Origin of the sequence: Luteimonas granuli (genome assembly GCF_007795095.1) — a bacterium.
GTDB classification, from domain to species: Bacteria; Pseudomonadota; Gammaproteobacteria; order Xanthomonadales; family Xanthomonadaceae; genus Luteimonas; species Luteimonas granuli.
In genome coordinates, this window is record NZ_CP042218.1 from 912,366 (window position 1) to 939,022 (window position 26,657).

The 26,657-nt window shown below is 70.8% G+C and carries 26 protein-coding genes and 1 pseudogene; 17 read left to right on the forward strand and 10 right to left on the reverse strand.

Annotated features, from left to right (window positions below; genetic code table 11):
- Positions 1–32: 32 nt before the first annotated feature.
- A complete protein-coding gene (locus tag FPZ22_RS04160) occupies positions 33–422 on the forward strand; it encodes an HU family DNA-binding protein (protein ID WP_144890671.1) in 390 nt (129 codons plus the stop codon).
- Positions 423–604: 182 nt separating this feature from the next.
- Positions 605–1,036 carry a hypothetical protein gene (locus FPZ22_RS04165; protein ID WP_144890673.1) on the forward strand — a complete coding sequence of 144 codons (432 nt, stop codon included), beginning with the start codon at positions 605–607 and terminating at the stop codon, positions 1,034–1,036.
- On the opposite strand, the gene FPZ22_RS04170 is transcribed toward FPZ22_RS04165, so the two are convergent.
- Together FPZ22_RS04170 and FPZ22_RS04175 are read right to left on the reverse strand one after the other, a co-directional pair.
- Positions 1,033–3,270, reverse strand: coding sequence for a DUF5916 domain-containing protein (locus FPZ22_RS04170; protein ID WP_144890674.1), 2,238 nt, complete (start codon positions 3,268–3,270; stop codon positions 1,033–1,035). The two genes, FPZ22_RS04165 and FPZ22_RS04170, sit on opposite strands and share 4 nt — an antisense overlap.
- Before the next feature lie 138 nt (positions 3,271–3,408).
- Entirely contained in the window at positions 3,409–3,909 is a 501-nt protein-coding gene (locus FPZ22_RS04175) for an SET domain-containing protein (RefSeq protein ID WP_144890676.1), read from the reverse strand.
- Between the two features lie 149 nt (positions 3,910–4,058).
- Between FPZ22_RS04175 and FPZ22_RS04180 the strand changes: the two genes are divergently transcribed.
- From FPZ22_RS04180 to FPZ22_RS04210, 7 genes are all read left to right on the forward strand, one after another.
- Positions 4,059–4,526, forward strand: coding sequence for an SUF system Fe-S cluster assembly regulator (locus tag FPZ22_RS04180; RefSeq protein WP_144890678.1), 468 nt, complete (start codon positions 4,059–4,061; stop codon positions 4,524–4,526).
- Between the two features lie 17 nt (positions 4,527–4,543).
- Complete coding sequence (sufB, locus tag FPZ22_RS04185; protein ID WP_144890680.1) at positions 4,544–6,016, forward strand: Fe-S cluster assembly protein SufB; 1,473 nt, start codon at positions 4,544–4,546, stop codon at positions 6,014–6,016.
- Between the two features lie 111 nt (positions 6,017–6,127).
- Positions 6,128–6,895 carry a Fe-S cluster assembly ATPase SufC gene (gene sufC, locus FPZ22_RS04190; protein WP_144890682.1) on the forward strand — a complete coding sequence of 256 codons (768 nt, stop codon included), beginning with the start codon at positions 6,128–6,130 and terminating at the stop codon, positions 6,893–6,895.
- A complete protein-coding gene (gene sufD / locus FPZ22_RS04195; protein ID WP_144890684.1) occupies positions 6,895–8,169 on the forward strand; it encodes a Fe-S cluster assembly protein SufD in 1,275 nt (424 codons plus the stop codon). Before sufC ends, sufD begins: the two co-directional genes overlap by 1 nt.
- Positions 8,166–9,476 carry a cysteine desulfurase gene (locus FPZ22_RS04200; RefSeq protein ID WP_144890686.1) on the forward strand — a complete coding sequence of 437 codons (1,311 nt, stop codon included), beginning with the start codon at positions 8,166–8,168 and terminating at the stop codon, positions 9,474–9,476. Before sufD ends, FPZ22_RS04200 begins: the two co-directional genes overlap by 4 nt.
- 29 nt (positions 9,477–9,505) lie before the next feature.
- On the forward strand, positions 9,506–10,030 hold the full coding sequence (locus tag FPZ22_RS04205) for a GNAT family N-acetyltransferase (RefSeq protein WP_144890688.1): 525 nt from the start codon (positions 9,506–9,508) through the stop codon (positions 10,028–10,030).
- Entirely contained in the window at positions 10,027–10,362 is a 336-nt protein-coding gene (locus FPZ22_RS04210) for a non-heme iron oxygenase ferredoxin subunit (protein WP_144890690.1), read from the forward strand. Before FPZ22_RS04205 ends, FPZ22_RS04210 begins: the two co-directional genes overlap by 4 nt.
- A 14-nt stretch (positions 10,363–10,376) precedes the next feature.
- Here the strand turns inward: FPZ22_RS04210 and FPZ22_RS04215 are convergent, their stop codons facing one another.
- Positions 10,377–10,979: a HutD/Ves family protein gene (locus FPZ22_RS04215; RefSeq protein ID WP_144890692.1), complete on the reverse strand. Its 603-nt coding sequence runs from the start codon at positions 10,977–10,979 to the stop codon at positions 10,377–10,379.
- Between the two features lie 148 nt (positions 10,980–11,127).
- Positions 11,128–11,472, reverse strand: coding sequence for a ComEA family DNA-binding protein (locus FPZ22_RS04220; protein ID WP_144890694.1), 345 nt, complete (start codon positions 11,470–11,472; stop codon positions 11,128–11,130).
- Between the two features lie 196 nt (positions 11,473–11,668).
- On the opposite strand from FPZ22_RS04220, the gene FPZ22_RS04225 reads away from it, so the two are divergent.
- Together FPZ22_RS04225 and FPZ22_RS04230 are read left to right on the forward strand one after the other, a co-directional pair.
- A complete protein-coding gene (locus FPZ22_RS04225) occupies positions 11,669–13,177 on the forward strand; it encodes a M20 family metallopeptidase (RefSeq protein ID WP_168198933.1) in 1,509 nt (502 codons plus the stop codon).
- 32 nt (positions 13,178–13,209) lie between these two features.
- The gene (locus FPZ22_RS04230; RefSeq protein ID WP_144890696.1) at positions 13,210–13,485 is read left to right on the forward strand and encodes a GlsB/YeaQ/YmgE family stress response membrane protein; all 276 of its coding nucleotides are present in this window, start codon (positions 13,210–13,212) and stop codon (positions 13,483–13,485) included.
- A gap of 639 nt (positions 13,486–14,124) precedes the next feature.
- Here FPZ22_RS04230 and cysC read toward each other — a convergent pair.
- The 3 genes and pseudogenes from cysC to FPZ22_RS04245 form a co-directional block, all read right to left on the reverse strand.
- Positions 14,125–15,954: pseudogene (cysC, locus tag FPZ22_RS04235) on the reverse strand (adenylyl-sulfate kinase); the annotation flags it as partial.
- A gap of 2 nt (positions 15,955–15,956) precedes the next feature.
- Positions 15,957–16,871, reverse strand: coding sequence for a sulfate adenylyltransferase subunit CysD (gene cysD / locus FPZ22_RS04240; RefSeq protein ID WP_144890700.1), 915 nt, complete (start codon positions 16,869–16,871; stop codon positions 15,957–15,959).
- The gene (locus tag FPZ22_RS04245) at positions 16,868–18,271 is read right to left on the reverse strand and encodes a mannose-1-phosphate guanylyltransferase/mannose-6-phosphate isomerase (protein WP_144890702.1); all 1,404 of its coding nucleotides are present in this window, start codon (positions 18,269–18,271) and stop codon (positions 16,868–16,870) included. The genes cysD and FPZ22_RS04245 overlap by 4 nt, the downstream gene beginning before the upstream one ends.
- A gap of 82 nt (positions 18,272–18,353) precedes the next feature.
- On the opposite strand from FPZ22_RS04245, the gene FPZ22_RS04250 reads away from it, so the two are divergent.
- The 4 genes from FPZ22_RS04250 to FPZ22_RS04265 all read left to right on the forward strand — a co-directional run bounded on the left by FPZ22_RS04250 (position 18,354) and on the right by FPZ22_RS04265 (position 21,293).
- Entirely contained in the window at positions 18,354–19,367 is a 1,014-nt protein-coding gene (locus FPZ22_RS04250) for an aminoglycoside phosphotransferase family protein (protein ID WP_144890704.1), read from the forward strand.
- Between the two features lie 10 nt (positions 19,368–19,377).
- Positions 19,378–20,085: an N-acetylmuramate alpha-1-phosphate uridylyltransferase MurU gene (murU, locus tag FPZ22_RS04255; RefSeq protein ID WP_144890706.1), complete on the forward strand. Its 708-nt coding sequence runs from the start codon at positions 19,378–19,380 to the stop codon at positions 20,083–20,085.
- 25 nt (positions 20,086–20,110) lie between these two features.
- Complete coding sequence (locus FPZ22_RS04260) at positions 20,111–20,761, forward strand: endonuclease V (protein WP_168198934.1); 651 nt, start codon at positions 20,111–20,113, stop codon at positions 20,759–20,761.
- Between the two features lie 82 nt (positions 20,762–20,843).
- Positions 20,844–21,293: a hypothetical protein gene (locus tag FPZ22_RS04265; protein ID WP_144890710.1), complete on the forward strand. Its 450-nt coding sequence runs from the start codon at positions 20,844–20,846 to the stop codon at positions 21,291–21,293.
- Positions 21,294–21,297: 4 nt separating this feature from the next.
- On the opposite strand, the gene FPZ22_RS04270 is transcribed toward FPZ22_RS04265, so the two are convergent.
- The 3 genes from FPZ22_RS04270 to FPZ22_RS04280 form a co-directional block, all read right to left on the reverse strand.
- Positions 21,298–22,170, reverse strand: coding sequence for a pirin family protein (locus tag FPZ22_RS04270; RefSeq protein WP_144890712.1), 873 nt, complete (start codon positions 22,168–22,170; stop codon positions 21,298–21,300).
- Between the two features lie 204 nt (positions 22,171–22,374).
- Positions 22,375–24,549, reverse strand: a complete 2,175-nt coding sequence (rlmKL, locus tag FPZ22_RS04275; protein ID WP_144890715.1) for a bifunctional 23S rRNA (guanine(2069)-N(7))-methyltransferase RlmK/23S rRNA (guanine(2445)-N(2))-methyltransferase RlmL — start codon at positions 24,547–24,549, stop codon at positions 22,375–22,377.
- Positions 24,546–25,082, reverse strand: coding sequence for an alpha/beta hydrolase (locus FPZ22_RS04280; RefSeq protein WP_144890717.1), 537 nt, complete (start codon positions 25,080–25,082; stop codon positions 24,546–24,548). The genes rlmKL and FPZ22_RS04280 overlap by 4 nt, the downstream gene beginning before the upstream one ends.
- A gap of 66 nt (positions 25,083–25,148) precedes the next feature.
- Here FPZ22_RS04280 and FPZ22_RS04285 point away from each other — a divergent pair, with 66 nt between their 5' ends.
- Entirely contained in the window at positions 25,149–25,733 is a 585-nt protein-coding gene (locus FPZ22_RS04285; protein WP_144890719.1) for an N-acetylmuramoyl-L-alanine amidase, read from the forward strand.
- 7 nt (positions 25,734–25,740) lie between these two features.
- A complete protein-coding gene (tesB, locus tag FPZ22_RS04290) occupies positions 25,741–26,646 on the forward strand; it encodes an acyl-CoA thioesterase II (protein ID WP_144890721.1) in 906 nt (301 codons plus the stop codon).
- Positions 26,647–26,657: the final 11 nt, after the last annotated feature.

Sequence of the window (26,657 nt, forward strand, 5' to 3'; positions counted from 1 at the left end):
CCCATCTACCGATAAAACGGAATCACACACACATGGCGAAGAAAGCAACCAAGGCGGTTAAGAAGGCCGCCCCGAAGAAAGCCGCCGCTGCCAAGCCGGCCGCTCCGAAGCCGATCAAGGAAGCCCTCACCAAGTCGGGCCTGGTCGCGCACATCGCCGACTCCAGCGGCATTGCCGCCAAGGACGTCCGCGCCGTGCTCGCCTCGCTCGAGAACGCTGTGCACGCGTCGGTCAGCAAGAAGGGCGTCGGCAGCTTCACCCTGCCCGGCCTGCTGAAGATCACCTCGGTCAAGGTCGCCGCCAAGCCGAAGCGCAAGGGCATCAACCCGTTCACCAAGGAAGAGCAGTGGTTCGCCGCCAAGCCGGCCTCGGTGAAGGTCAAGGTGCGTCCGCTGAAGAAGCTCAAGGACGCCGCGGCCTGACCGCACGTTCCAGGCTTCACCTGCTCGGGACGGCGAATGCCGTCCCGAGTCGTTTCAGGGGCGGTGAAACGCAGCGGCCGCGTGGCGTACCGGCCTGCGGGCCATCGCGGATCGACGCGCGCGTCGCGTGGCGCTAGGCTCTGGCCATCGCGCGGCACGCGGCCGCGCCTGACGGTGCCGGCATGGACAAGCGCTTCTGGATCTGCGGGATCGTGGTGGGGGCGGCCGGCCTGCTCTTCGGCTTCCTGGTCCACGGACTGCTGCTGCGGGGCGAGTACCAGGCGCTTGCCGCGCTCTACCGCTCCCCGGAGCAGGCGAATGCGCAGGCCGCTTGGATCGTCCCCGCCTACCTGCTGCTCGGCCTGGCGATGACGTGGCTGTACCGGCGCATGCCCGCGAGTGATGGAATCGACCTTGCCCGCGGCGCCCGCTTCGGCCTGGCGGTGGCGCTGGTCTCGTACGTGCCGGGACACATGCTCGCCTTCGTCGCCCAGCCGTTGCCGCTGTCCCTGATGCTGCGCCAGGTGGCGCTCGACCTGGTGGCCATGGTGCTGCTCGGCATGCTGCTGGCATGGCTGCAGCCGCACCGGCGCGCGCTCGCCGCGCCGCCCTAGAGCTCGAAGCGGTAGCTGAACTTGACCAGGAGCTGCTCGTCGTCGCGCAGGTCGAAGCTGTCGCGCAGCGCCGACGAAGGCGATTCCGAGAACGGCTTGTCGCGGTAGCCGCCACGCGCATAGACCACGTAGAGATAGGACAGGGGCGCGAGCTCGTAGCGGTAGCGCACCTGGAAGCCCAGGGTGCGCACGCTGAAATCGTCCACCGGATCGTCGCTGGCGACCGCGCGGCCCGCGGGATCGACCCGCCAGGCCTGTCGCAGGCGCGCGTCGATGGCCAGGGCCTGCAGCTTGACCCGGAGCTCCTGGCGCTGACCGATGGCCCAATCCAGGCCGGTCGTGAACGCGACCTCCCGCCCGTCGAAGCTGCCGACCAGGTTGCCGCCCCGCCACAGCAACCAGTCCGGGCGATGGATCGAGGATGCGCCGAGATGCACGCGCAGGGCGTCGCTCGCGAACCAGGTCGGCTGGATCTCCAGTGCATGGCCCAGACGTTCGTTGCCGGCCAGGCCATGGCTGAAGACCTGGGCGTAGAGGCCGTAGGCCCAGCGGCCCTTGCGCGGACGGCCGTATTCGAAGAACGCGCTGAAGTTCGACGGCAGGCGCAGCACTCCATGGCCGCGGGTCAGGCGATCGTCCACGCCGGAGCCGTTGAGGCTCAGCTGGGCGTACTCGTTGCTTCCGTCGCGCAGCTGGCTGCTGCGGCTCAGCCGGAACTCGTTGCGGATGCGCTGTCCGTGGTCGTTCCAGGTGGAGCTGGCGCGCACTCGCCAGTCCTTGGACGCATAGCGGGAGTCGTCCGGAAGATCGGTGAAACGCCGAGAGACCTGCCAGTGCCCGTAGTTGAGGTCGTTGCGCGAGAGGTAACCCATGTCGTTGATCTCCAGCGCGTCGCCGAAGTGCATGGCGATCCATTGCTGGCGCCAGCCATGGTCCATCTCGTAGTCGGCCCAGACGGTGGCGCCCAGGTCCTCGCTGTCGTCGCCGGCCTGCGCGATGCGGCTTCCGAACAGGCGGCTGCGGACGTTCCAGCGCGCGGTCGGGCGCCAGTTGTGGTCGACGCCGAGCACGGTCGCCTCGCGGTCCAGCCAGGGCCGCTCGACGCGGGTCAGCATCAAGCCCGCATTCTGCGTGGCGAAGTCGCGCACAAGGCGCAGGGCGGAGAAGCTGCGCCCGGCCTCGCCCGACTCCTCCGCGGCGAACAGGCCGTACTTCACGGCGCCGACGCTGCCATTGAGCTTGAGCGCGGCGTCGATGTCGCCGGAGCCGCGGCCGTCGTCGGCCGGACCGCCGATGCGGCGCGTGTACAGCAGCTGGCTGTAGTCGGATGGCGTGGTGAATTCGAACAGGCCCTGGTTCTCGGTGAAGAACGGACGCTTGTCGCTGATGAAGGTCTCGGTGGCGCTGAAATTCACCACCAGGTCGTCGCTCTCGACCTGGCCGAAGTCGGGATTGAGGGTGGCGGTCAGCTGGAACTGGCCGTTCGGCTTCCAGAACAGGTCGGCGCCCAACTTCCCGTCGCCCCGGCCGTCGACTTTGTCGTACAGGCCCGAGACGTAGGGCGTGACCGCGAGCAGCGACCGGCTGTACAGCGGCACCTCGAGCGGCGCGAAGTCGGACAGGAAACGCGGGCGCTGGAAGCTGGCCGTTGGCCAGGCCATCCGCTCGCCGGTGGAGCCCACCACCCGGTCGAGGTAGACCTTCAGCGTGCGGGTGCCGCCGTCGCCACCGCGCATCGGCGCGATGTACCAGGGGATCAGCACCTCAACCGACCAGATGTCGCCCTCCTCGGACACGGCGTGGTGCCAGTGTCCGTCCCAGTCGCCGTTGAACTCGCTCTGGTTGGTGATCACGGCGTCGCTGACGCCGCCGGTCGAGGCGACCACGAAGTTGTAGCCCGTGCGGCCGTCGCCGTCGAAGTCGACCATGAGGTTGACGCGGTCGACCTGCTCGCTGAAATCGCGCTGCACGCGCTGGCGGGTGCGCGGCACCGCGGCCGGCTGGTGGTTGCGGAAGGCGACTGCCAGGCCTTCCGGGGTGGCCAGCACCCAGGCCTCGGTGGCGAGCGATCCCGGTTCGCCGGACAGCGGCTGGACCTTGCGGAAGTCGGTGACGTGGTGCGCCCCGGCCCACTCGGCAGGATCGATGCGGCCGTCGATCTCGACGGCCCAGGCGCCCGGCGCGGCCACGAGGGCGGCGACGAGCGCAGTCTTGCGACAGCTTCGGATGGACATGGGGGTTCCGGTGGGGAGCATCCCGCTCCCGTTGGCGGGCACCCTAAGCTCCAAGGCACCGGGAACCGACTGTCACAAGTCATGCGAACGATTCCGCGGCCGCGCGCATCGGTGCGCGGCCGGGAACGTCCGACGGCCTCAGCGCTTGGGCTGGAGCATGGTTCCCGTGCAATTGGCCGCGCCGCAACGGCAACCCCAGAGCTTCTTCAGCTTCGGCGTGTGGCGCTCGTCCAGGGTGATGCCGTAGTTGTAGGTCAGCTCCTCGCCCGGCTCGATGCGGCGCAGCGCCTCGATGAACACCTTGTCCTTGTGCGCACGGCCCTTGTCGTCCTCTTCCACGACGGCTTCGCAGTTGGGCGCGCAGCTGTGGTTGATCCAGCGTGCGACGCCGCCGCTGATGTTGGCGTCGATGACGTAGTCGTCGTTGAGCGTGAACAGGAAGGTGTGGCCGTTCTCCTCCAGGTCGCCGTAATCGGTGTCCACCTCGTCGTGGGTCCGCAGCGCGCCCTTGTAGCGCACGATGCGCTCGCCTTTCTCGATCGCCGCGGTTGCGAACACGCCGTTGCCGTGGATCTCCGACCGGCGGGCCTCGATCTTCTTCTTCTTCCTGCCCGTCTTGTCCTTGCTGCTCTTGGCCATCGGTGGCGCGGTTCCGTTGCGAAAGCGGCCATTGTGGTGCATGCGCAGGGGATGTTCCATCGCGCCCCCGGCTGCGGCGCGGTCCCCCGGCTTGGACGGGGTCGCTGCAAATGGTACAATTTCGGTCCTCTTTAAGGCCCGCCGCCGCCATGCTTCGCGTCACCCGCCTCACCGACTACGCCACCGTGGTGCTCACCGTGCTCGCCGCGGAGCCGGACCGCGTGCTGAGCGCGGTCGAACTGGCGGAGCGCGCGGGACTGGAGCCCCCGACGGTCAGCAAGGTGCTGAAGCCGCTGGCGCAGGCGGGGCTGCTGGAAGCCTTCCGCGGCGCGCATGGCGGCTATCGCCTGTCACGGCCGGCGCGGGAGATCAGCCTCATCGAGATCGTGGAGGCCATGGAAGGTCCGCTGGCGATGACCGAATGCAGCCTGGAGGACACCAGCTGCGGCATCGCCGACCAGTGCGGCGCGCGCGCCAACTGGCGCCGCATCAACGACATCGTCGCCGACGCCCTGCGCGGCGTCAGCCTGGCGCAGATGCTGGAGCCGCCCCTACCCGTTCCCGAGACCGGACCCGGCGCGCCAAAGCGCATCCCCGCCCGCCTCGCCACCGCATGAAGACCCAGGCAGTCCCCATGGCCACCCAGATCGATACACCCGTCGAAGAACCCGTCGCGAATCGCGAGATCCACGAGCAGCTCGGCCGCAAGTATGAAGCCGGCTTCATCACCGAGATCGAGTCGGACTCCCTTCCTCCCGGCCTCGACGAAGACGTGATCCGCGCGCTCTCGGCCAAGAAGGAAGAGCCGGAGTGGATGACCGAATGGCGCCTGGCCGCCTACCGCCACTGGCTGACCATGCCGGTGCCGCACTGGGCCAAGCTCTCGATCACGCCGATCGACTTCCAGGCCATCAGCTACTACTCCGCGCCCAAGGGGCCGAAGTACCAGTCGCTGGACGAGGTGCCGCAGGAGCTGCTCGACACCTACGACAGGCTCGGCGTGCCGCTGCACGAGCGCGCGAAGCTCGCCGGCGTGGCCGTGGACGCGGTGTTCGACTCGGTGTCCGTCGGCACCACCTTCCGCAAGGAACTGGCCGAGAAGGGCGTCATCTTCTGCTCGATGTCCGAGGCCATCAAGGAGCATCCGGACCTGGTGCGGAAATACCTCGGCACCGTGGTGCCGGTGGGCGACAACTACTTCGCGGCGCTGAATTCGGCGGTGTTCTCGGACGGTTCGTTCGTGTTCATCCCCAAGGGCGTGCGCTGCCCCATGGAGCTGTCGACCTACTTCCGCATCAACGCCGGCCACACCGGCCAGTTCGAGCGCACCCTGATCATCGCCGAGGAGGGCTCGCACGTGAGCTACCTCGAGGGCTGCACGGCGCCGATGCGCGACGAGAACCAGCTGCACGCGGCCGTGGTCGAACTGGTGACGCTGGACGATGCCGAGATCAAGTACTCGACGGTGCAGAACTGGTATCCGGGAGACGAGAACGGCGTCGGCGGCATCTACAACTTCGTGACCAAGCGCGCCGAATGCCGCGGCGCGCGCAGCAAGGTGATCTGGACCCAGGTCGAGACCGGCTCGGCGATCACCTGGAAATACCCGAGCTGCGTGCTGCTGGGAGACGACTCCTCGGGCGAGTTCCATTCCGTGGCGCTCACCCACCACCGACAGCAGGCGGACACCGGCACCAAGATGATCCACCTCGGCAAGCGCACCAAGTCGAAGATCATCAGCAAGGGCATCAGCGCCGGACGCGGCCAGAACACCTATCGCGGCCTGGTGAAGGTCGGCGCGAAGGCCGAGGGCGCGCGCAACTACACCCAGTGCGACAGCCTGCTGATCGGCAAGACCTGCGGCGCGCACACCTTCCCCTACATCGAGGTGAAGAATCCGACCGCCACCGTCGAGCACGAAGCCACCACCTCGAAGATCAGCGACGACCAGATGTTCTACTGCCGCAGCCGCGGGCTGGGCGAGGAGGACGCGGTGAGCCTGATCGTCGACGGCTTCTGCAAGCAGGTGTTCCGCGAACTTCCCATGGAGTTCGCGGTGGAGGCGAAGAAGCTGCTCGAGGTCAGCCTCGAGGGATCGGTGGGCTGATCGCCGCGACCGGCGCCGTGAGGGTGCCGGGTTCGCGGCTGTAGCCGCTCCTACAGGAATTGCACGGACCGGGCGATCACGCGCCGGCCCCAACCCGGACAAGAGACAGACATGCTCAAGATCACCAACCTCCATGCCACCGTCGGCGGCGACCGTGAAATCCTCAAGGGCCTCGACCTCGCGCTGAAGCCCGGCGAGGTGCACGCCATCATGGGTCCCAACGGCGCCGGCAAGTCGACGCTTGGCAACATCATCGCCGGCCGCGACGGCTACGACGTCACCGAAGGCAGCGTCGAGTTCGAAGGTGCCGACCTGCTGGCGCTGGAGCCGGAGGAGCGCGCCGCCGCAGGCGTCTTCCTCGCCTTCCAGTACCCGGTCGAGATCCCGGGCGTGAACAACACCTACTTCCTGCGCAGCGCGCTCAACGCACAGCGCAAGGCGCGCGGCGAGGAGGAGCTGGATTCGATGCAGTTCCTGAAGGTGGTGCGCGAGAAGCTCGGCGTGCTGCACCTGGACGACAAGCTCCTGCACCGCGGCGTCAACGAGGGCTTCAGCGGCGGCGAGAAGAAGCGCAACGAGATCTTCCAGATGGCGGTGCTGGAGCCGAAGCTGGCGATCCTGGACGAGACCGACTCCGGCCTGGACATCGATGCCCTGCGCCAGGTGGCCGAGGGCGTCAACGCGCTGCGCTCGCCCGATCGCGCCTTCCTGGTGATCACCCACTACCAGCGCCTGCTCGAGTACATCCGGCCCGACTACGTGCACGTGCTGGCCGACGGCCGCATCGTCGAGTCCGGCGGCCCGGAGCTGGCCCTCAGGCTCGAGGAGCACGGCTACGAGTGGCTGCGCGAACGCAAGGTGCCCGAGGCGGTGGCGTGATGGCGACGACGCTGCTCGACTCTCTCGCCACCGGCTTCAAGGGCGACGGCCCGCGCCGCGCCGCGCTCGATGCCGCGCTGCGCGACGGCCTGCCGCACGCACGCGTCGAAGCCTGGAAGTACACCTCGCTGCGCACGCTGGAGCGCCGCGAATTCTCCCCCGCGCCGCTTCCGCATGCGCCGGTCGATCCCGCGCTGGTGGCCGGCATCCCGGCGCCGCGCCTGGTCTTCGTCAACGGCCGCCACGACGCCGCGCTGTCCGACCTGTCCGGCCTCCCCGAGGGCGCCCGCCTTCTGACCATGGCCGAGGCCCTCGCCGATCCCGACCCGCGCGAGAGCAACGTGCTGGCGCGCAGTTACGACCGGGCCGACGAGGTCTTCGCCCGGCTCAACGCGGCGCTGGCCGATGACGGCGCGGTGCTGCGCATCGCCGAAGGCGTCGCGGTCGAGTCCGCCGTGCACCTGGTCTTCCTCGGCCAGCCGGCCGAGGGCGACCAGGCCTGGCATTCACGCCACCTGGTCGAGCTGCGCCGCGGTGCGTCGGCCACCGTGGTCGAGCACCACCTCGCAGGCGGCGACCATGCCCACCTCGGCAACGCCATCGCCCACGTCCACGTCGCCGCGGGCGCGACGCTGCGCCATGCGCGCATCCAGGACGAGTCGGCGCGCGCCACGCTCATCAGCCGCACAGACGCCGTGCTCGCCCGCGATTCGAGCTACCGCCGCCTCGACCTCGAGCTCGGCGGCGCGCTCTCGCGCCATGAGCTCAACGTGCGCCTGGAAGGCGACAACGCCGAACTGGTCGCCAACGGCGTGCTGCTGGCCGCCGGCCGCCGCCACCTCGACACCCGCCTGGGCATCCAGCACATCGCCCGCGACACGCGCTGCGAGCTGCTCTGGCGCGGCATGGCCGCAGGGCGCGGCCGCGCGGTCTTCCACGGCGGCATCGAGATCCGCGAGGGCGCCGACGGCACCGACGCGAAGCTGTCGAACAAGAACCTGCTGCTCTCCGACACCGCCGAGATCGACACCCAGCCGGTGCTGGTGATCCACGCCGACGAGGTCACCGCCGCGCACGGCGCCACCGTCGGCCAGCTCGACGAGACGGCGTTGTTCTACCTGCGTTCGCGCGGCCTCCCGGAGACGGAGGCCCGGGCGCTGCTCACGGCGGCCTTCGTACGCGAACCGCTGCTGTCGGTGATGGAGACGCCTGCGCAGCGCGAACTGCTGGAAGTCAGGCTGGAGCGCTCGGTCCAGGCGCAGGCGCTCGCATGAGCGCCCCGGGCCAGCATGCCGGCGGCGCGGGCACATCGGCGGGCGCTCGGCCAACCGCTGCCGGCCCCGGGGAAGATGCACGCGCCGCGACGATCGACTGGGCGGCGGTCCGCGCCGATTTCCCGCTGTTGCAGCGCAAAGTCCACGGCAAGCCGCTGGTCTACTTCGATTCCGCCAACACCTCGCAGAAGCCCGCGACGGTGATCGAGGCGGTCGACGATTTCTACCGCCGCCACAACGCCAACGTCAGCCGCGCCGTGCACCAGCTCGGCAGCGAGGCCACGGAGGCCTACGAAGGCGCGCGTGGCAGGCTGGCGCGTTTCATCAATGCCCGCCCCGACGATCTGGTGCTGACCAGCGGCACGACCTTCGCCATCAATCTCGTCGCCTACTCCTGGGCGCTGCCGCGGCTGAAGGCGGGCGACGCCATCCTGCTGACGCGGATGGAGCACCACGCCAACATCGTGCCCTGGCAGCTCGTCGCGGAGCGCACCGGCGCCCGCATCGACGTCGTCGACCTGCTGCCCGACGGCAGCCTCGACATCGACATGCTGCACGCGAAGATGACCGGCGCGGTGAAGCTGCTGGCGGTCGGCCATGTCAGCAACGTGCTCGGCACCGTCAACCCGGTGGCCGACATCTGCCGCGAAGCGCGCAGGCGCGGCATCACCACCGTGGTCGACGGCTCGCAGGCGCTTCCGCACCGCCCGGTCGACGTCGCCGCGATCGGCTGCGACTTCTACGCGCTCACCGGCCACAAGATGTGCGCGCCCACCGGCACCGGCGCGCTCTGGGCGCGGCGCGAGCACCTCGAGGCCATGCCGCCCTTCATCGGCGGCGGCGAGATGATCAAGGAGGTGCGCCTGGACGGCGGCACCGTGTTCAACGATCCGCCGCGGAAGTTCGAGGCCGGCACGCCCAACATCGCCGGCTTCGTCGGCATGGGCGCGGCCGTGGACTATCTCTCGGCGCTGGACATGCACAATGTCGAAGCCCGCGAGCAGGAGCTGCTGGCGCACCTCGTCGAGGAGTTCGCGAAGATCGAAGGCCTGCGGATCTTCGGCACCGCACCCGGCAAGGCGGCGGTGGTCTCCTTCGCCATCGAGGGCGTGCACTCGCACGACCTCGCCACCCTGCTCGATCTCGAGGGCATGGCGGTCCGCTCCGGCCAGCACTGCGCGCACCCGCTGCTGCAGTGGCTGGGGGTCAGCGCCACCTGCCGCGCCTCGCTGGCCTTCTACAACACGCACGACGAGATCGAAGCCTTCATCGCCGCGCTGCGCAAGGTGCGCACCCTGCTGGCGTAGGCCGGCCCCGCAACGGCAGAATCACGCCCATGGGCGAACTTCAGTTCCGCGCGGCCACCGAGGCCGACATCGACGCCATCGTGCTGCTGGTGACCCGCGCCTACCGCGGCGAATCCAGCCGCGCCGGCTGGACCACCGAGGCCGACCTGCTGGACGGCGATCGCATCGATCCCGAGGTGCTGCGCGCCGACATCGGGCGGCCGCGCTCGCGCGTGCTGCTGGCGCTCCGCGACGGCGCGCTGCTGGCGTGCGCACACGTCGCCGACGATGGCGGCCGCGGCTACTTCGGCATGTTCGCGGTCGAGCCGACCCTGCAGGGCGGCGGCATCGGGCGCGCAGTCGTGGCCGAATGCGAACGCATCGCTCGCACGGAATGGCGCCTTTCCAGCATGCGGATGACGGTGATCGACCTGCGCGGAGAACTGATCGCCTGGTACGAGCGCCTCGGCTACCGCCGCACCGGCGAACATCTGCCCTTCCCCTACGGCGATGCCCGCTTCGGCGTGCCCAGGCGCGACGACCTCCGCTTCGCGGTGCTGGAGAAGGCGCTGTGAGCGGGGCCTGGACCTTCGTCTGCGCAGGCGCCGAACTGCTTCCGGGCGAGATGAAGAGCGTGTTCGACGAGACCACGGGCACGCCGATCCTGGTGCTCAACCTCGACGGCGAGCTGTACGCGCTGGAGGACGTCTGCAGCCACGAGGACTTCGAGCTGTCCGCGGGGATCTTCGAGCCCGCGGACGGCACCATCGAATGCGTGCTGCACGGGGCGAAGTTCGACGTCCGCGACGGCCGGGCGCTGTGCGCTCCGGCGTACGAGCCTGTGGCGAAGTTCCCGGTGAAGCGGGAGGACGACGGGAGCGTGTGGACGCGGGACGACCGCGAGTAGGTTCGCCGCTACGCCTATCGGGCCGCGGGCTCCACGCGCACCAGCAGCAGTTCGCCGGCGCCTTCGACCAGTTGCCGGCCGCGCCCGGCGTGGCTGGCCAGCAGCGCGGTATCGCCGGCCTCGAGCAGCGTGTGCGCATCCCCGCCGCCCAGTTCGGCGCGCCCGGCCATCACGTGCACCGCCCATGTCGTGCCGGGGTCTACGAACAACAGCATCGAACCCACCAGCGGCCGGTGCCACAGCCGCGCCGCCACCCGCCGCGGCTGCCACATCAGGTTGAACACTTCGACCCGGCCCGCCTCGAGCCGCGCCTCCACCGGCACGTCGCCGGGAAACCGCTGGCGCCCATGCGGTGGCGCGAGACGGCGCTCGTCGCCTCCTCCGAAGTCCAGCGCCAGGCCGCCGCCCGACAGCAGAACCTGTTCGCGCTCGACGCCCGGGAACACGGAATAGGGGCCGTCAGCCTCGATCTCGGCGATCGACAGTCGCCAGTCCCAGCCCCCTCCTCCGTCCTCCGCCGCGTGGATCTCGCGGGTCCAGCCCAGGCCGTTGCGCCAGCGCAGGCGCCGGTAACCGTGGGCCGGCAAATGGCGTGCGAAGGCGATCCCGTCGGACATGGCGGGAGTGTAGCGCCGCGGAAGCGGCGCCCGGGACGCGTCCCTGCGTCCCGGTGCGCCACCGTTCCGGCGGACGCATGCGGGGCGGCAGAGCCCTGCGACGCCCGCCTTCCGGCGCGTCCGTGTGCCGGAAAAGCCACAGGGGCGCTCAGGACCCGGGAGATGCGGCGGGCCTGGGAGCCGCGGGCTTCGGCGCCGCCTTGGCCGCGGCCGGAGCCGTGGCGCCGCCGACCACGATGCGGTCGCGGTTCCGTTCGATGGTCTTCAAGCCCACGCCCTTGACCTTGGCAAGCTCGTCGGCGCTCTTGAAGGCGCCGTTCGCCTTGCGGTAGGCCACGATCGCCTCGGCCTTGGACGCGCCGATGTTGACCAGGACGCGTTCGATGGTCGCGGCGTCGGCGGTATTGATGTTGACCTTCTCGCTGGCGAAGGCGCTGCCGGCCGCGAGCAGCGACAGCAGCAGCGGTGCAAGCACGGACTTCAGGGGAATCATGGCGCTCTCCTTGCGTGGTGGATTCCATTGCGCCGGGCCGCTGGCGCCGGCGGAACCAGTCTCGACGGGCGGCCCGTCCGCCGGCCATCGCCACCGCACCCGCGACCGTGCCGGCACGCTGCGTGCGGTGCGGTCCGGAAACCCCGACCCGGGCGGCGTAGAATCGGGGCCCCCCGCAGAGACCAAGGTGCCTCCGATGGACGCCAGCCTGATCAACCCCGACAGCGTCGGGAAGTTCGTCTCCGCCAAGTGGGACGACGAGATCGTCCCGCAGCTGGTGGAGTACATCCGCATCCCCAACAAGTCGCCGATGTTCGACGCCGACTGGGTGAAGAACGGCTACATGGAGGACGCGGTCAGGCTGATGGAAGGCTGGGCGCGCGCGCAGCCGATCCCCGGCATGCAGCTCGAGGTCGTGCGCCTGGAAGGCCGCACGCCGCTGATCTTCATCGACATTCCCGCCGCCAATGGCGGCAGCGCCGAGGATTGCGTGCTGCTGTACGGCCACCTGGACAAGCAGCCCGAAATGACCGGCTGGGACGACGATCTCGGCCCCTGGAAGCCGGTGCTGCGCGACGGGAAGCTGTACGGCCGCGGCGGCGCCGACGACGGCTACGCCATCTACGGCTCGCTCGCCGCGATCATGGCCCTGCAGGAGCAGAAGGTCCCGCACGCGCGCTGCGTGGTGCTGATCGAGGCCTGCGAGGAATCCGGCAGCTACGACCTGCCCGCCTATGTCGACCATCTGTCCGACCGCATCGGCCAGCCCTCGCTGGTGGTCTGCCTTGATTCGGGCTGCGGCAACTACGACCAGCTGTGGTGCACCACCTCGCTGCGCGGCATGGCCGGCGGCAACTTCACCGTGAAGGTGCTGGACGAAGGCGTGCACTCGGGCGACGCCTCGGGCGTGGTGCCGTCCAGCTTCCGCCTGCTGCGCCAGCTGCTGTCGCGCATCGAGGACGAACGGACCGGCCGCATCCTGCTCGACGGCCTGCACGTGGAGATTCCCGCCGAGCGGGTGGCCCAGGCGCGCAAGTGCGCCGACGTGCTGGGCACCGCGGTCTATGACAAGTTCCCCTTCCTGCCCGGCATGACGCCCATGGACGACGACCTCACCGAGCTGGTGCTCAACCGCACCTGGCGGCCGGCGCTGTCGGTCACCGGCATCGGTGGGATGCCGGCCCTCGAATCCGCCGGCAACGTCCTGCGCCCGCATACCGCGGTGAAGCTGTCGCTGCGCCTGCCGCCCACGCTCGAGGGCAAGCGCGCCGGCGCACTGCTGCAGGACGTGCTGCTGCGCGACCCGCCAAACGGCGCCAGCGTCACCCTGGAGCTCGAGAAGGCGTCCACCGGCTGGAACGCCCCGGCCATGTCTCCGTGGCTTGAAAGCGCGGTCGACGCCGCCAGCCAGGCCTTCTACCGGCGTCCGGCGATGTACATGGGCGAAGGCGGCTCGATCCCGTTCATGGGCATGCTCGGCGAGAAGTTCCCCGGCGCGCAGTTCATGATCACCGGCGTGCTCGGCCCGCACTCGAACGCGCACGGCCCCAACGAATTCCTGCACATCGGCATGGGCAAGCGGGTGACCGCGTCCGTGGCCCACGTGATCGCTGCCCACCAGGCCGCGAGCGCACGCGGCGAGACCACGGGCGCCGCGGTGGCTGCCGACAGCGGCACCCGCCACGGCGACCACGGCTGCTGCTAACCTCCGGTCGTCATCCACCGGGAGGGGAGCGTATGGAAGGCGTGTTCGGCGGCAGCAGCTGGCTCTGGATCATCCTGCTGGGCTTCGTGGTCGGCGTGCTGGCGCGCCTGATCAAGCCCGGCAGGCAGAACATCGGCATCATCCTCACCGTGCTGCTCGGCATCGCCGGCGCGCTGTTCGCGGGCTGGGTCGGGCGCATGGCCGGCTGGTACGCGGAGGGCGAACCGGTCGGCTTCGTCGCCTCGCTGATCGGTGCGATCGTGCTGCTGTTCATCGCTGAAGCGGTGAACGGCAGACGCAAGCGCTGAGAAAGGTCGCTGCATGCACGAAAAAGCCCGGCACCGCCGGGCTTTTTCGTGGTCCTTCTCCAGACTCCGCGGCGATGGAGTGTGCAGTTGGCGCGCTGTCGCGCTTCTGGCGCACCGTTGCGCCTTGCTTGAAGTCGCCTCGTTGGGTCCGCGCAGCCCGTCCCGCGCTCAGGAGCGGCTCCGTTGGGGCCCGCGCCGCCCGCCCCGCGTACAGGGGGTGTGCTCCCCGGCAGTCTCCGCGTCCTGCTCCCACTGCCGGCCGCCGGCCATCCATGGCCGGCTGTCCGCACACCCCCTGTACGCGGGACGGGCTCCGACGTTCTTGGCTTCGGGAGGGAACAGCGGAGCCGGGCAGCCCCCGGTCATGACGCTCTCCGTTTCGACGTGGACGTCGACGCGGCCCTCTTCCCGACCGCGGCCAAAGGTCGTGCCCGCCGCGGATGCAGGGGGGATGCCCAGAGCCGGCCATGGATGGCCGGCGGCCGGATCTGGCAGCAGGACGCGGAGAATCCGGCTGGGCATCCCCCCTGCGTCCGTGGCGGGCGGCCAGCACTCGAACGGAGCGTCCGTGGCAGGCGGCCCGGACTCGACCGGAGCGTCCCCCTCGATCGGTAGAAGAACCTTTTTCTTGCTTGGCGTTCAGTCGAGCAGGAGGGAGATCACCCGCTCCGCCAGCGCCTCCGCGCTTTCGGCCATGGTGTCGAGCACCAGCTCGGGCGCCTCCGGTGCCTCGTAGACCGAATCGATGCCGGTGAAGTTGGGCAGCTCGCCGCGGCGGGCCTTGGCGTACAGACCCTTGACGTCGCGCCGCTCGGCCTCGGCCAGCGGCGTATCGACGAAAACCTCGATGAACTCGCCTTCGTCGAACAGCGCGCGCGCCGAGGCGCGCTCGGCGCGGAACGGCGAAATGAAGCTCACCAGCACCACCAGGCCGGCGTCGGTCATCAGCCGCGCGACGTGGGCGACGCGGCGCAGATTCTCGACGCGGTCCTCGTCGGTGAAGCCGAGGTCGCGGTTGAGGCCATGGCGCACGTTGTCGCCGTCAAGCAGGTAGGTATGGAAGCCTCGCGCCACCAGTCCGCGCTCGACCAGGTTCGCGATCGTGGACTTGCCCGCGCCCGACAGCCCGGTGAACCAGACGCAGCGCGGGCGCTGGCCCTTGAGCGCGGCCCGCACCTCGCGGCTCACGTCCAGCGCCTGCCAGGGAATGTTGTCGGCGCGGCGCAGGCCGTGGCGGATCATGCCGGCACCGACGGTGGCCCGGCTGAGCATGTCGACGAGGATGAAGCTGCCCATGGCCGGCTCTCGGGCGTAGGGCGCATAGGGAATCGGGGCGTCCAGCGCCAGCGTGACCTCTCCGATGTCGTTGGCCTGCAGGCGCCGGGCAGCCAGCGGCTGCAGGGTTTCGGGATCGAGCATGTGCTTGATCTCGCCGACGCGCGCACCGACCAGGCGGGTTCCGGACTGGAGCTGGTAGCGGCGGCCCGGCAGCAGCGCCGAGTCGTCGAACCACAGCAGGTCGGCGGCGAACTGGTCGCTGGCGGCGAGCGGCGCGGCGGTCGCGGCCAGCACGTCGCCGCGCGCGGCATCGACGTCCTCGGCCAGACGCACGGATGCTGCATCACCGGCGTGCACGACGTCGACCTCCATGCCGCTGCGGCGCAGGCCGGCGACGGTGACGGCCACGCCTCCGGGCTCCACGCGCAGCGTATCGCCCCCGCGCAGGCTGCCGGAGACGAGCGTGCCCGCGAGCCAGCGGCCGCCGTCGCCATCGCGCAGTACCAGCTGCACGGGCAGGCGCGCCGGCAGGGTGGCGCCACGCGCCTCCAGGTCCACCGACTCGAGGTGACCGAGCACGGTCGGACCGGCGTACCAGGGCATCGAGTCCGTGGCCGCGATGGTGACGTTGGCACCGGTGGCCGCGGCCAGCGGGATCGCGGTGACGCTGGCGATGCCGAGCTTCGCGGCGTGTTCGCCGTAGGCACCGGCGATCGCATCAAAGACAGCCCGGTCGTGGTCCACCCGGTCCATCTTGTTCACCGCCAGCAGCACATGGCGCACGCCGAACATCGAGGCGATCGCGGTGTGGCGGAAGGTCTGCGGCAACAGGCCACGGGTGGCATCCACCAGCACGATCGCGAGATCGGCCACGGACGCGCCGGTGGCCATGTTGCGCGTGTACTGCACGTGTCCCGGGCAGTCGGCGATCAGGAAGCGGCGCCGCGGAGTCTCCAGGTGCCGCCAGGCGACGTCGATGGTGATGCCCTGCTCGCGCTCGGCCTCGAGGCCGTCGAGAAGCAGTGCGTAGTCGATGTCGCCGTCGCGGGTGCCGTGCACGACGCTGGCCTTCGCCAGCGCCGCCCGCTCGTCGTCGGGCACGCGCCCGGCCTCGGCCAGCAGGCGTCCGATCAGGGTGCTCTTGCCGTCGTCCACGCTGCCGCAGGCGACGATGCGCAGGAAGTCGCGCGTCATCAGAAGTAGCCCTCGCGCTTCTTCTTTTCCATCGAATCGCCCTCGGCGTGGTCGATCAGGCGACCGGCGCGTTCGGACTGCGTGCCGGACTCCATCTCGGCGATGATGGCGTCGAGGTCGGCGGCGGCGGACTCCACGGCACCGGTCAGCGGGTAGCAGCCCAGCGTGCGGAAGCGCACGCGGCGCATCACCGGCGACTCGCCCGGGCGCAGCTGGAAGCGATCGTCGTCGACCATCACCAGGGTGCCGTCGCGCTCGACCACGGGGCGCTCGGCGGCGAAGTAAAGCGGCACCACAGGTATGCCTTCGCGACGGATGTAGCGCCACACGTCGAGTTCGGTCCAGTCGGACAGCGGGAACACGCGCATGCTCTCGCCCGGGCTCACCCGCGCGTTGTACAGGTTCCACAGCTCCGGGCGCTGGCGGCGCGGATCCCAACCGTGGTTGCGATCGCGGAAGGAGAACACACGTTCCTTGGCGCGCGACTTTTCCTCGTCGCGGCGGGCGCCGCCGATCGCGGCGTCGAAGCCACCGGCGTCCAGCGCCTGGCGCAGCGCCAGGGTCTTCATCACCTCGGTGTGCCGGCTGGCACCGTGGCTCTGCGGACCGATGCCTTCGCGCACGCCGTCGGGGTTGATGTGCACGCGCAGTTCCACGCCCGTCTCCGCCGCGCGACGGTCCCGGAACGCGATCATCTCGCGGAACTTCCACGTGGTGTCCACGTGCAACAGCGGGATCGGCGGCCTGGCCGGCGCGAAGGCCTTGAGCAGCAGGTGCAGCAGCACCGAGCTGTCCTTGCCGATCGAATACAGCATCACCGGCCTGCGGCACTGGCCGGCGACCTCGCGCAGCACGTGCAGGCTGGCGGACTCCAGGCGGTCCAGCTGGCGATCGATGGCGTCGCTCCCGGTCATGAGCGCCCGTACACGTCGTCGTAGCGGACGATGTCGTCCTCGCCCAGGTAGTCGCCGGACTGCACCTCGATCAGCTCCAGCACATCGCTTCCCGGGTTCTCCAGCCGGTGCTTCGCGCCCAGCGGAATGTAGGTCGACTGGTTGGCGTGCAATTCGAAGACGTCATGGTCGCGGGTCACGCGCGCGGTGCCGCGGACCACGATCCAGTGTTCGGCGCGGTGCGCGTGCGACTGCAGCGACAGCCGGCCGCCAGGCTTGACCTTGATGCGCTTGACCTGGAAACCGGTGTCGCTGTCGATGGAATCGTAGCTGCCCCAGGGTCGGTGCACCTCGCGATGCAGCACCGCGTGGCTGCGGTCGTCGGCCTTCAACCGCGCAACCACGTCCTTGACCTGCTGCACCCGGTCCTTGCGCGCGACCAGCACCGCATCGTCGGTCTCGACCACGACCAGGTCGTCGACGCCGACCAGGGCGACCATGCGCCGCGACCACACGTAGCTGTTGCGGCTGTCGATGGCGATGACCTCGCCGTTGTGGGCGTTGCCATGGGCGTCCTGCGCGCTCACCTGCCACAGCGCCGACCAGGAGCCGACGTCGTTCCAGCCGATGTCCACCGGCAGGACCATCGCCGTGCCGGTCTTCTCCATCACCGCGTAGTCGATCGAGTCGGCCGGCGCGGCGGCGAAGGCGTCCCGGTCCAGGCGCACGAAGTCGCCGTCGCGGGTGGCCCCGGCGAAGGCCGCGCGCACCGCTTCGAGCATCTCCGGGCGGAAGCGTCCCAGTTCCTCCAGGTAGCGCGAGGCGCGGAACAGGAACATTCCGCTGTTCCAGTAGTAGCCGCCTTCCTCCAGGTACGCCCGCGCGGTGGCCGCATCGGGCTTCTCGACGAAGCGCAGGACCTGGCGCACGCCCCTGCCCGGGCCGGCCTGGATGTAGCCGAAGCCGGTTTCCGGCGACTCCGGGACGATGCCGAAGGTGACCAGTGCGCCCGACTCCGCCGCCGGCGACGCTTCGCGCACGGCGGCCTGGAAGGCGGCGGCGTCGCGCACCACATGGTCCGAGGGCAGCACCAGCAGCAGCGGGTCGTCGCCGCCGGCCATGGCCTGGAGCGCGGCGGCGGCGATGGCCGGCGCGGTGTTGCGGCCCACCGGCTCGAGGACGATCGCGGCGCCGTCGACGCCGACCTGGCGCAGCTGCTCGCCGGCCAGGAAGCGGTGTTCCTCGTTGGCGACCACGATCGGCGCCTGCGACGCCAGTGGCGCGACCCGGAGCCAGGTGTCCTGCAGCATCGTGTGCCTGCCCGCCAGCGCCAGGAACTGCTTGGGATAGGCCTCCCGCGAAAGCGGCCACAGGCGCGTGCCGGAGCCTCCGGACAGGAGCACGGGTTGCAGCGGATTCATCGCGTCGGGCGCCTGCGCTGTCGAAAGGTGGAGGCGCGGAGTTTACCCTGTGCGCACCGCCGCCCCGCGGCCTGGAGAATGCATGAACGCAGCCACCGACGACCCGCGCGCGACCGAACGCCTGGACTGGGCCCGGCAGGCCGGCGGGCACCGCGACCTGGCCCTCGCGCGCGCTTCCGCCGACGCCGGCTTCCGCAGCTACTGGCGCACGACCGCTCCGGGCATCGCCAGCCTGATCGTGATGGACTCCCCGCCCGCGCTCGAGGACGTCCGGCCCTGGCTGCGCATGCACGACCTGCTGTCCGCCGGCGGCGTGCGCGTGCCGCACGTGCTGGCGCGCGACGTCGAGCGCGGCTTCCTGCTGCTCGAGGACCTGGGCACGGACACCCTGCTCCAGGTCATCGACGCGGGAAACGCCGATGCGTATTTCGATGCCGCCATCGACCAGCTCCTGCGCATCCAGGCGATCCCCGCACCCGACGACCTGCCGCGCTACGACGAAGACCTGCTCGCACGCGAACTGCGGCTGTTCGAGGAATGGTTCCTCGGCCGCCATCTCGGCGTGTCGCTGGACTGCGGCGACCTCGATGCGCTCGACCTCGCCTTCCGCCTGCTGATCGACAGTGCGCTCGCCCAGCCGCGCGTGCTGGTGCATCGCGACTACATGCCGCGCAACCTGATGCCGGTGGACGGCGGCCTGGCCGTGCTCGATTTCCAGGACGCGGTGCTCGGGCCGGTCGCCTATGACCCGGTCAGCCTGTTCAAGGACGCCTTCCTCGACTGGCCGCCGGCGCGCGTCGATGCCTGGCTGTCCGGCTACCACGCTCGCGCGCTCGCCGCGGGGGTGCCGGTGCCGGCGTCGCGCGAACGCTTCCTGCGCGACGCCACCCTGATCGGCGTGCAACGGCACCTCAAGGTGCTCGGCATCTTCGCGCGCCTGTGCCATCGCGACGGCAAACCGAAGTACATCGCCGACGCGCCGCGCTTCCTCGCCTACCTGGACGGGGCGCTGCCGCGACATCCGGAACTGGCCCCGCTGGCGGGCGTGCTCGACCGCCACGTGCGCCCGGCCCTGGCCACGGCCGCGGCGGGCTGAGCGCGTGGCAATGAAGGCTCTGGTTTTCGCCGCCGGGCTGGGGGAGCGCATGCGCCCGCTGACCGACCACACGCCCAAGCCGCTGCTCGAGGCAGGCGGCAGGCCGCTGATCGCGTGGCACCTGCAGAAGCTGGCCGCGATCGGCGTGCGCGAGGTGGTGCTCAACACCTCGTGGCTCGCGCCGCGCTTCCCCGAGGTGCTGGGCGACGGCGCGCGCTGGGGCCTGCGCCTCCAGTACGCGCACGAGGGCGATACGCCGCTGGAAACCGGCGGGGGCATGCTGCACGCGCTGCCCCTGCTCGGCGAAGGGCCGTTCATCGCCGTCAACGGCGACATCTGGACGGATTTCGATTTCGCGCGCCTTCCGCGGGAGCCGGCCGGCGACGCCCACCTGGTGCTGGTCGACAACCCCGACCACCATCCGGAGGGCGATTTCGTGCTCGATGCCGATGGCCGCCTGCATGCCGAGGGCGGGCCGCGGCTGACCTTCGCGGGCATCGGCGTCTACCGGCCATCCCTGTTCGAAGGCTGGCGCAGCGCCGTCGGCGATGCGCCAGGCGCGAACGAGGAGCCGCCGCGCTTCCGGCTGGCGCCGGTGCTGCGCGCCGCGATGGCGCGCGGCCGCATCGAAGGCAGGCGCCATGCCGGCCGCTGGACCGATGTCGGCACACCGCAGCGGCTGGACGCACTGTCCCGGGAGCTCGACGCAGGACGCTGAGCCGCGGGCGTATCCTGTGGCGACAATGCCTCCGCCCCCCTCCCCGTCCCTGCGCGACGGTTTCCCCGACCCGCTCTCCACGATCGGTGGTTTCGCCGCCGGTCCCGATGGCGATGGCGCCGTCCGCGCCGCCTCGGTGCTGCTCGACGCCACGACGCTGGACGTGCTGGCCGGCGAACTCGTGTGCCTGCCCGCGGCGGGGACCGGCACCAGCGACACGCATGCCAGTCGCGAGCAGGCGGCCCTGCTCGCCGCGCTCGAAGCGCTGCCGCACGCCCCCGACCTCGCGCTCGTGCACGGCCACGGCATCGCCCATCCGCAGGGGATGGGCATCGCCGCGCGTTTCGGCGTCGCGGCCGGACTGCCGAGCATCGGCGTCGCCCGGTCGCTCCTGTACGGCACCGGGCCCGAACCGCACGAGACCCGCGGCGCCTACACCGCGCTGCGCGACCCGACGCGTCGGCAGCTGGGCTGGCTGCTGCGCAGCAGGCCCGGCCATCCACCGCTGGTGGTCTCACCGGGGCACCGGGTGGCGCTGGCCTCCGCGGCGGACCTGGTCATGCGCTTCACCCGGGGCGATCGCCTGCCGGAGCCATTGCGGCTGGCGGACCGGCTGGTTCGCGGCGGCGATCCGGAAGAATCGGACGGAACGAAGCTCCGGGCCCCGAAAACGTGACGCCCGTCACGGATTTAAGCGCGACGCTCCACGCAGGATCGGGTGACGCGGCACGTGTCCCATGCCGCCAAGGGGGAAGGAAATGAAAGCGACCGCCATGCTGGCCACGGCCCTGCTGTTCGCCGCGGCCGGCGCCGCACATGCGCAGTCCGCCAGCGACTGCCCCACGCTTCCGCCCGGCAGCGCCCTCGTCTGGGAGAAACTCGACGGCAAGGGCTATACGTTCTGCAAGGCCATCCGCGACAGCGACGGCCGCCAGGTGCTGGCGGTGATGATCACCGGTGAAGCCCCGTTCCGTCCGCGCCGCGCCGACCGCATCCAGGAAGGGGTGATCGACGGCAACCAGACCTGGTGGTACCGCAGCGAACTGGCGGGCACCGTCGGCGTCGAGGTCCGCGAAGCCCTGCTCGAACTCGGACGCCACCACGTCGCCCACATCTCGCTGCGCGGCGGTGACGAAGAGGAACTGTCGCAGGCCATGCGTCTGGCCGAATCGCTGCGCTTCGACGACGTCCGCCTCTCGGTCAACTGAGGCCTCAGAAGCGGCCTTCCTGGAAATCGACGAAGGCCTGCATCACCTCCTGGCGCGTGTTCATCACGAACGGCCCGTGGCGCGCCACCGGCTCGCGCAGCGGTCGCCCGGAGACCAGCAACAGGCGCGCACCGGCGTCGCCGGCCTCCATGCGCAACAGGTCGCCGCCGCCGAGGACGCCGAGTTCGTGGCTGGCCAGCCGGCGCGCCTCGTCGCCGCGGCCGATGCGGGCGTCGCCCTCGAACACGTAGGTGAACGCGTTGTGGCCCTCGGACAGGCGATGCTCCCAGGCCACGCCGGGGGCGAGCGACACGTCGAGGTAGAGCGGATCGGTGGCGGGCTGCTCGATCGGGCCGCGCACGCGCCCGCCGCCGGCCGTGGCGATCGCGCCGGCGATCACCCGGACCTCGACGCCCGCCGCGGGAGTCGCGAGCGGAATGCGGTCCGGCGCGAACTCCTGGTAACGGGGCTCGATCATCTTGTCCCTTGCCGGCAGGTTCACCCAGAGCTGGAAGCCGCGCATGCGGCCGGCCTCCTGTTCCGGCATCTCCGAGTGCACCAGGCCGCGGCCGGCCGTCATCCATTGCACGCTGCCCGGCACCAGCAGGCCTTCGTTGCCGTGGTTGTCGCGGTGGCGCATGCGCCCGTCGAGCATGTAGGTGACGGTCTCGAAGCCCCGATGCGGATGGTCGGGGAAGCCGCCGATATAGTCCTCGGCCCGGTCGGTGCCGAACTCGTCGAGCAGCAGGAACGGATCCAGATCCGGCAGCTGCGGCCCGCCGATCACGCGCGTCAGCTTCACGCCGGCGCCATCGGACGCGGCCTGGCCCTGCACCTTGCGCACGACGCGGGTGGAGTCGAACTGGGCGGTGGTCATGGGAGAATGTCTCGGTGGAGTGGACACTCCACATGATGATGGCTGCGGGCTGCGGGAACAGTGTCCCGGCTGCAACGCTGCGGTGCCCCGCCCCACCCGCCCGCCTTCTAGCCGCCCTCCAGCCGCCCTCCAGCCGCCCCTGCAGGAGCAGCTACAGCTGCGACCCACTGGCCCGCGACTCCCGGGTCGCAGCTGTAGCTGCTCCTACACGGTGGTGGAGACGGCGCGCGGCCGCAACGCCCAGGCGCGGTGGATCCGCGGGCTGCGGGCGAAGTCCGGCGGGATCGTCTCCGCGGTGATGTCCTCGCATTCCGCGAACTCCGCCACCGCCCCGGCGTCCAGCCGGAAGCGCCGGTAGTTGTTCGAGAAGTACAGCACGCCGTCGGGAGCCAGCCGGGCGACCGCGGCCCGCAGCAGCCGCACGTGCTGGCGCTGGATGTCGAAATCGTCCGCGCGGGCGGAATTGGAGAAGGTCGGCGGATCGCAGAACACCAGGTCGTACTCGCCCGCGTCCCCCTCCAGCCAGGCGATGGCGTCGGCCTGCACCAGCCGGTGGCGGCTGCCGCCCAGGGGCCGGCCGTCGACGCTGTTGCCGCGCAGGTTGTCGGAAGCCCACTGCAGGTAGGTGGCGGACAGGTCGACGCTGGTGGTGGTGGCCGCGCCGCCGACGGCGGCATGGACCGTGGCCGCGCCGGTATAGCAGAAGAGGTTGAGGAAGCGCTTGCCGCGGGCCTCGCGCTGCAGGCGCGCACGCAGCGGCCGGTGATCGAGGAAGAGTCCGGTGTCGAGGTAGTCGAACAGGTTCACCCGCAGCCGCGCCGCGCCCTCGCGCACGACGATGGTCTCGCCGCGGCGCAGCGCCGCGTCGGCGGCGTACTTGCTGCCGCCCTTGCCGCGCGCGCGTACCTTGGTGGCCACGCGCTCGCGCGGCACGCCGAACACCTCGCGCGCCGCCGCCAGTACCTCGCCGAAACGGCGGCGCACGTCGGCGTCCGGAATGTCGGCCGGAGCCGCGTATTCCTGCACGTGCAGCCAGATGGCGTCGGGATCGTCGGCTTCGGTGTAGACGTCGATCGCGGCCGCGTACTCGGGCAGATCGGCATCGTAGGTGCGGTAGCAGCCGATGCCCTCGCGCGCGCGCCAGGACTTCGAGGCCCGCAGGTTCTTGCGCAGGCGATTGGCCAGCATCTGCGCGCCCGGCGACAGCGGCCGCGGGCCGGCGTCCTCGCGCAATGGCGGCTGCACCGGATCGACGACCAGCAGGGCGCACTCAAGGGCGCCGTTGAACACCTGGTAAACCTTCTGCGGGCGCAGTCCGGTGGCGCGCGCCAGTTCCAGGCTGCCGCACAGCAGGCTCGCCCGCCAGTACGGCGCGATCCGCCGCAGGGCGTCGCCGAGGCCACGGTAGAGCTGGGCGTCAGCGGCCAGGCGCGCGTCGTAGGGCGGATTGCTCGCCACCAGGCCGCGCACCTGCGCCATCGGCCGCAGCGCGGCGACCTGGCGTTCCTCCAGTCGCACCACGTCGATGAATCCCGCGGCCTCGACGTTCTCCCGTGCGGCGTGCAGGGCGGCGGGGTCGACGTCGCTGCCGAAGAACACCGGCCGGAGCGCGGCGCGACCTGCGCGCTCGCGCTCCAGCGCCTCGTCACGCAGCGCCGCCCAGCCCTCGGCGTCGAAGCCGTTCCATCGCGATGGCACCAGCCCGCCGTGACGCAGCAGGCCGGGCGCCACGTCGGCGGCCATCGCCGCGCCCTCGACCAGCAGGGTGCCGCTGCCGCACATGGGATCGAGCAGCGCGCCACCTTCGGCATGCACCTGCGGCCATTGGCCGCGCAGCAGCACGGCAGCCGCCAGGGTCTCCTTCAACGGCGCCTCGCCCTGCGCCCGGCGCCAGCCCCGGCGGTGCAGGGCGCCGCCGCCCAGATCGACCGACAGCACTGCGCGACCCTTGCGTACGACCAGGTTCAGCAGCAGGTCGGGCGACTCCAGGTCGACGTCGGGGCGCGTGCCGGTGTCGGCGCGCAGGCTGTCGACCACCGCGTCCTTGACCCGCTGCGCCGCGTAGCGGGCGTGGGTGATGCCGTCGCCGGAAACACGTGCGTCGACGGCCAGGGTGCGGCCCGGCGCCAGGTGGCTGGCCCAGGGCAGCGCCGCGACGCTGCGGTAGAGCGTGTCCTCGTCGGCGCAGGGGAAATCGGCCAGCGGCCAGAGCACGCGGCTGGCCAGGCGCGACCACATCACCGCGCGCTGGGCATCGGCAAGGCCGCCCTCCACGTTCACGCCGGCGACCGTGGCCGTGGCGCGGACGCAGCCCAGGACCATCAGTTCGTCGGCCAGGAGGTATTCCAGGCCCTTGCCGCAGCTGGCGAAGAACTTCACGGCGCGAGCGAGGACAGCAGCGCTTCGAACAGCGCCGCCGAGGTTTCGACGTGGGTGGACAGGCGATGGTCGTCGTCGACCAGCAGCAGGCGGTCGCCCCGCGGCGCCGCCCAGGCGACCACGTCGGCGGCCGGGATCAGCTCGTCGCCCCAGCCGTGGATGATCACGGTCGGGATCTCCGCGGCCTGCAGCGGGTGGGCCGCGGCCAGGTTCACCGGCGGAGCCATCAGGAACAGCGCGCGCACCGGCACCTGCAGGGAGACCCGGCCGGAGATCCAGGCACCCAGGCTGGAACCGGCGAGCACCAGCGGCCCCCGCGCGGCGCGGGCGGCGGCGAGCGTCTGCAGGTGGCCCAGGCGCGCGGCAACGTCACCGTGTCGGCCGGCCTCGCGGCGCGCATCGAATCCTGTGTAGTCGGGCCGCTCGTGGCTCCAGCCCAGGCGATCGGCGACCTCGGCGAGGGCGGTCACCTTGGTCGCATCGGGGCCGCTTTCGAAGCCGTGCGACAGGATGCAATGCCCGCGTGCGGTCATGGGGGTCCAGGGGTCTCGGGGGAACGCGAATGCTAGCATCGCGGGGCCTCCCGACCCGGCCGCGACGTGCGCATCCACCCCCTGCCCTACGAAGAGCTGCTGGACGCGAGACCGCTGCGGCAGATCGACCTGGTGGTCGTGCACTGCACCGAACTGCCCGACCTGGCCACCGCGCGCGGATTCGGCGAGCGCGTGCTGTATCCCGCCAGCGGCACCGGCAACAGCGGGCACTGGTACATCGATCGCGAGGGCCGGGTGGAGCGCTGGGTGGATCCGGCGCGCGTGGCGCACCACGTCCGCGGCTTCAATGCGCGTTCGATCGGCGTCGAACTGGTGAACAGCGGGCGCTGGCCGGACTGGCTGGATTCGCGCCGTCAGGCGATGGAGGAGCCGTACCCCGACGCCCAGATCGAGGCGCTGCTGTCGCTGCTGGCGACGCTGTCCGTGGACCTGCCGGCGCTGCGCTGGATCGCCGGACACGAGGACCTGGACACCGGCCTGGTGCCGGCGAGCGACGACCCCGCTGTCCAGGTGCGTCGCAAGCTCGACCCGGGACCGCTGTTCCCCTGGGCGCGCGTCCTCGCCGCCACTCCGCTGCAGCGCCTGGAAAAGGGGGAGCGAAGAGAAAGCGCGCGCCGGGGGTCCGTATAATCCGCGGATGCCCAGCCGCGTCCCCGCTCCCGCCTCCGAACTCCTCGACCTGCTCACCCTCGAGCGCCTCGAGGACAACCTGTTCCGCGGCCAGAGCCGCGACATCGGCACCAAGTATGTCTTCGGCGGCCAGGTGCTGGGCCAGGCGCTGTCGGCGGCCCAGGCGACCCTGACCCATGCCCGCCACGCGCACTCGCTGCACGCCTACTTCCTGCGCGCCGGCAACATCGACCACCCGATCGTCTACGACGTCGACCGGACGCGCGATGGCGGCAGCTTCTCGGTGCGCCGGGTGACCGCGATCCAGCACGGCCAGGTGATCTTCTTCTGCGCGGCGTCGTTCCAGGAGCACGAGGACAGCCGCGAGCACCAGCTGTCCATGCCGGAGGTGCCGCAACCGGAAGACCTCGAACCGGCGCCGGCGATCCCGGACAAGGTGCTGTCCAGGCTGCCGACCAAGATCCAGCGCTGGCTGGACCGCAGCGGCCCGTTCGAGTTCCGGCACGTCTACCCGCGCGACGAACTCGACCCGCCCAAGCGGCCGCCCTACCAGCAGGTCTGGTTCCGTCTCGCGGAGCGGGTCGGCGACTCGCCCGAACTGCACCGTGCGCTGCTGGCCTACGCCTCTGACTTCCACCTGCTCGGCACAGCCACGTTCCCGCACGGCATCAGCTATTACCAGCCGAACGTGCAGATGGCCTCGCTGGATCACGCGCTGTGGTTCCATCGCCCGTTCCGCGCCGACGAGTGGCTGCTGTATTCCCTCGACAGCCCCAGCGCGCAGGGATCGCGCGGCCTCGCGCGCGGCTCGATCTACGACCGCACCGGCCGGCTGGTCGCCAGCAGCGCGCAGGAAGGCATGATCCGCGTCATCGGGGACGTTCGCACCGGCCACGTCCCGGCCGGGGGCTGACGCCGATGCGC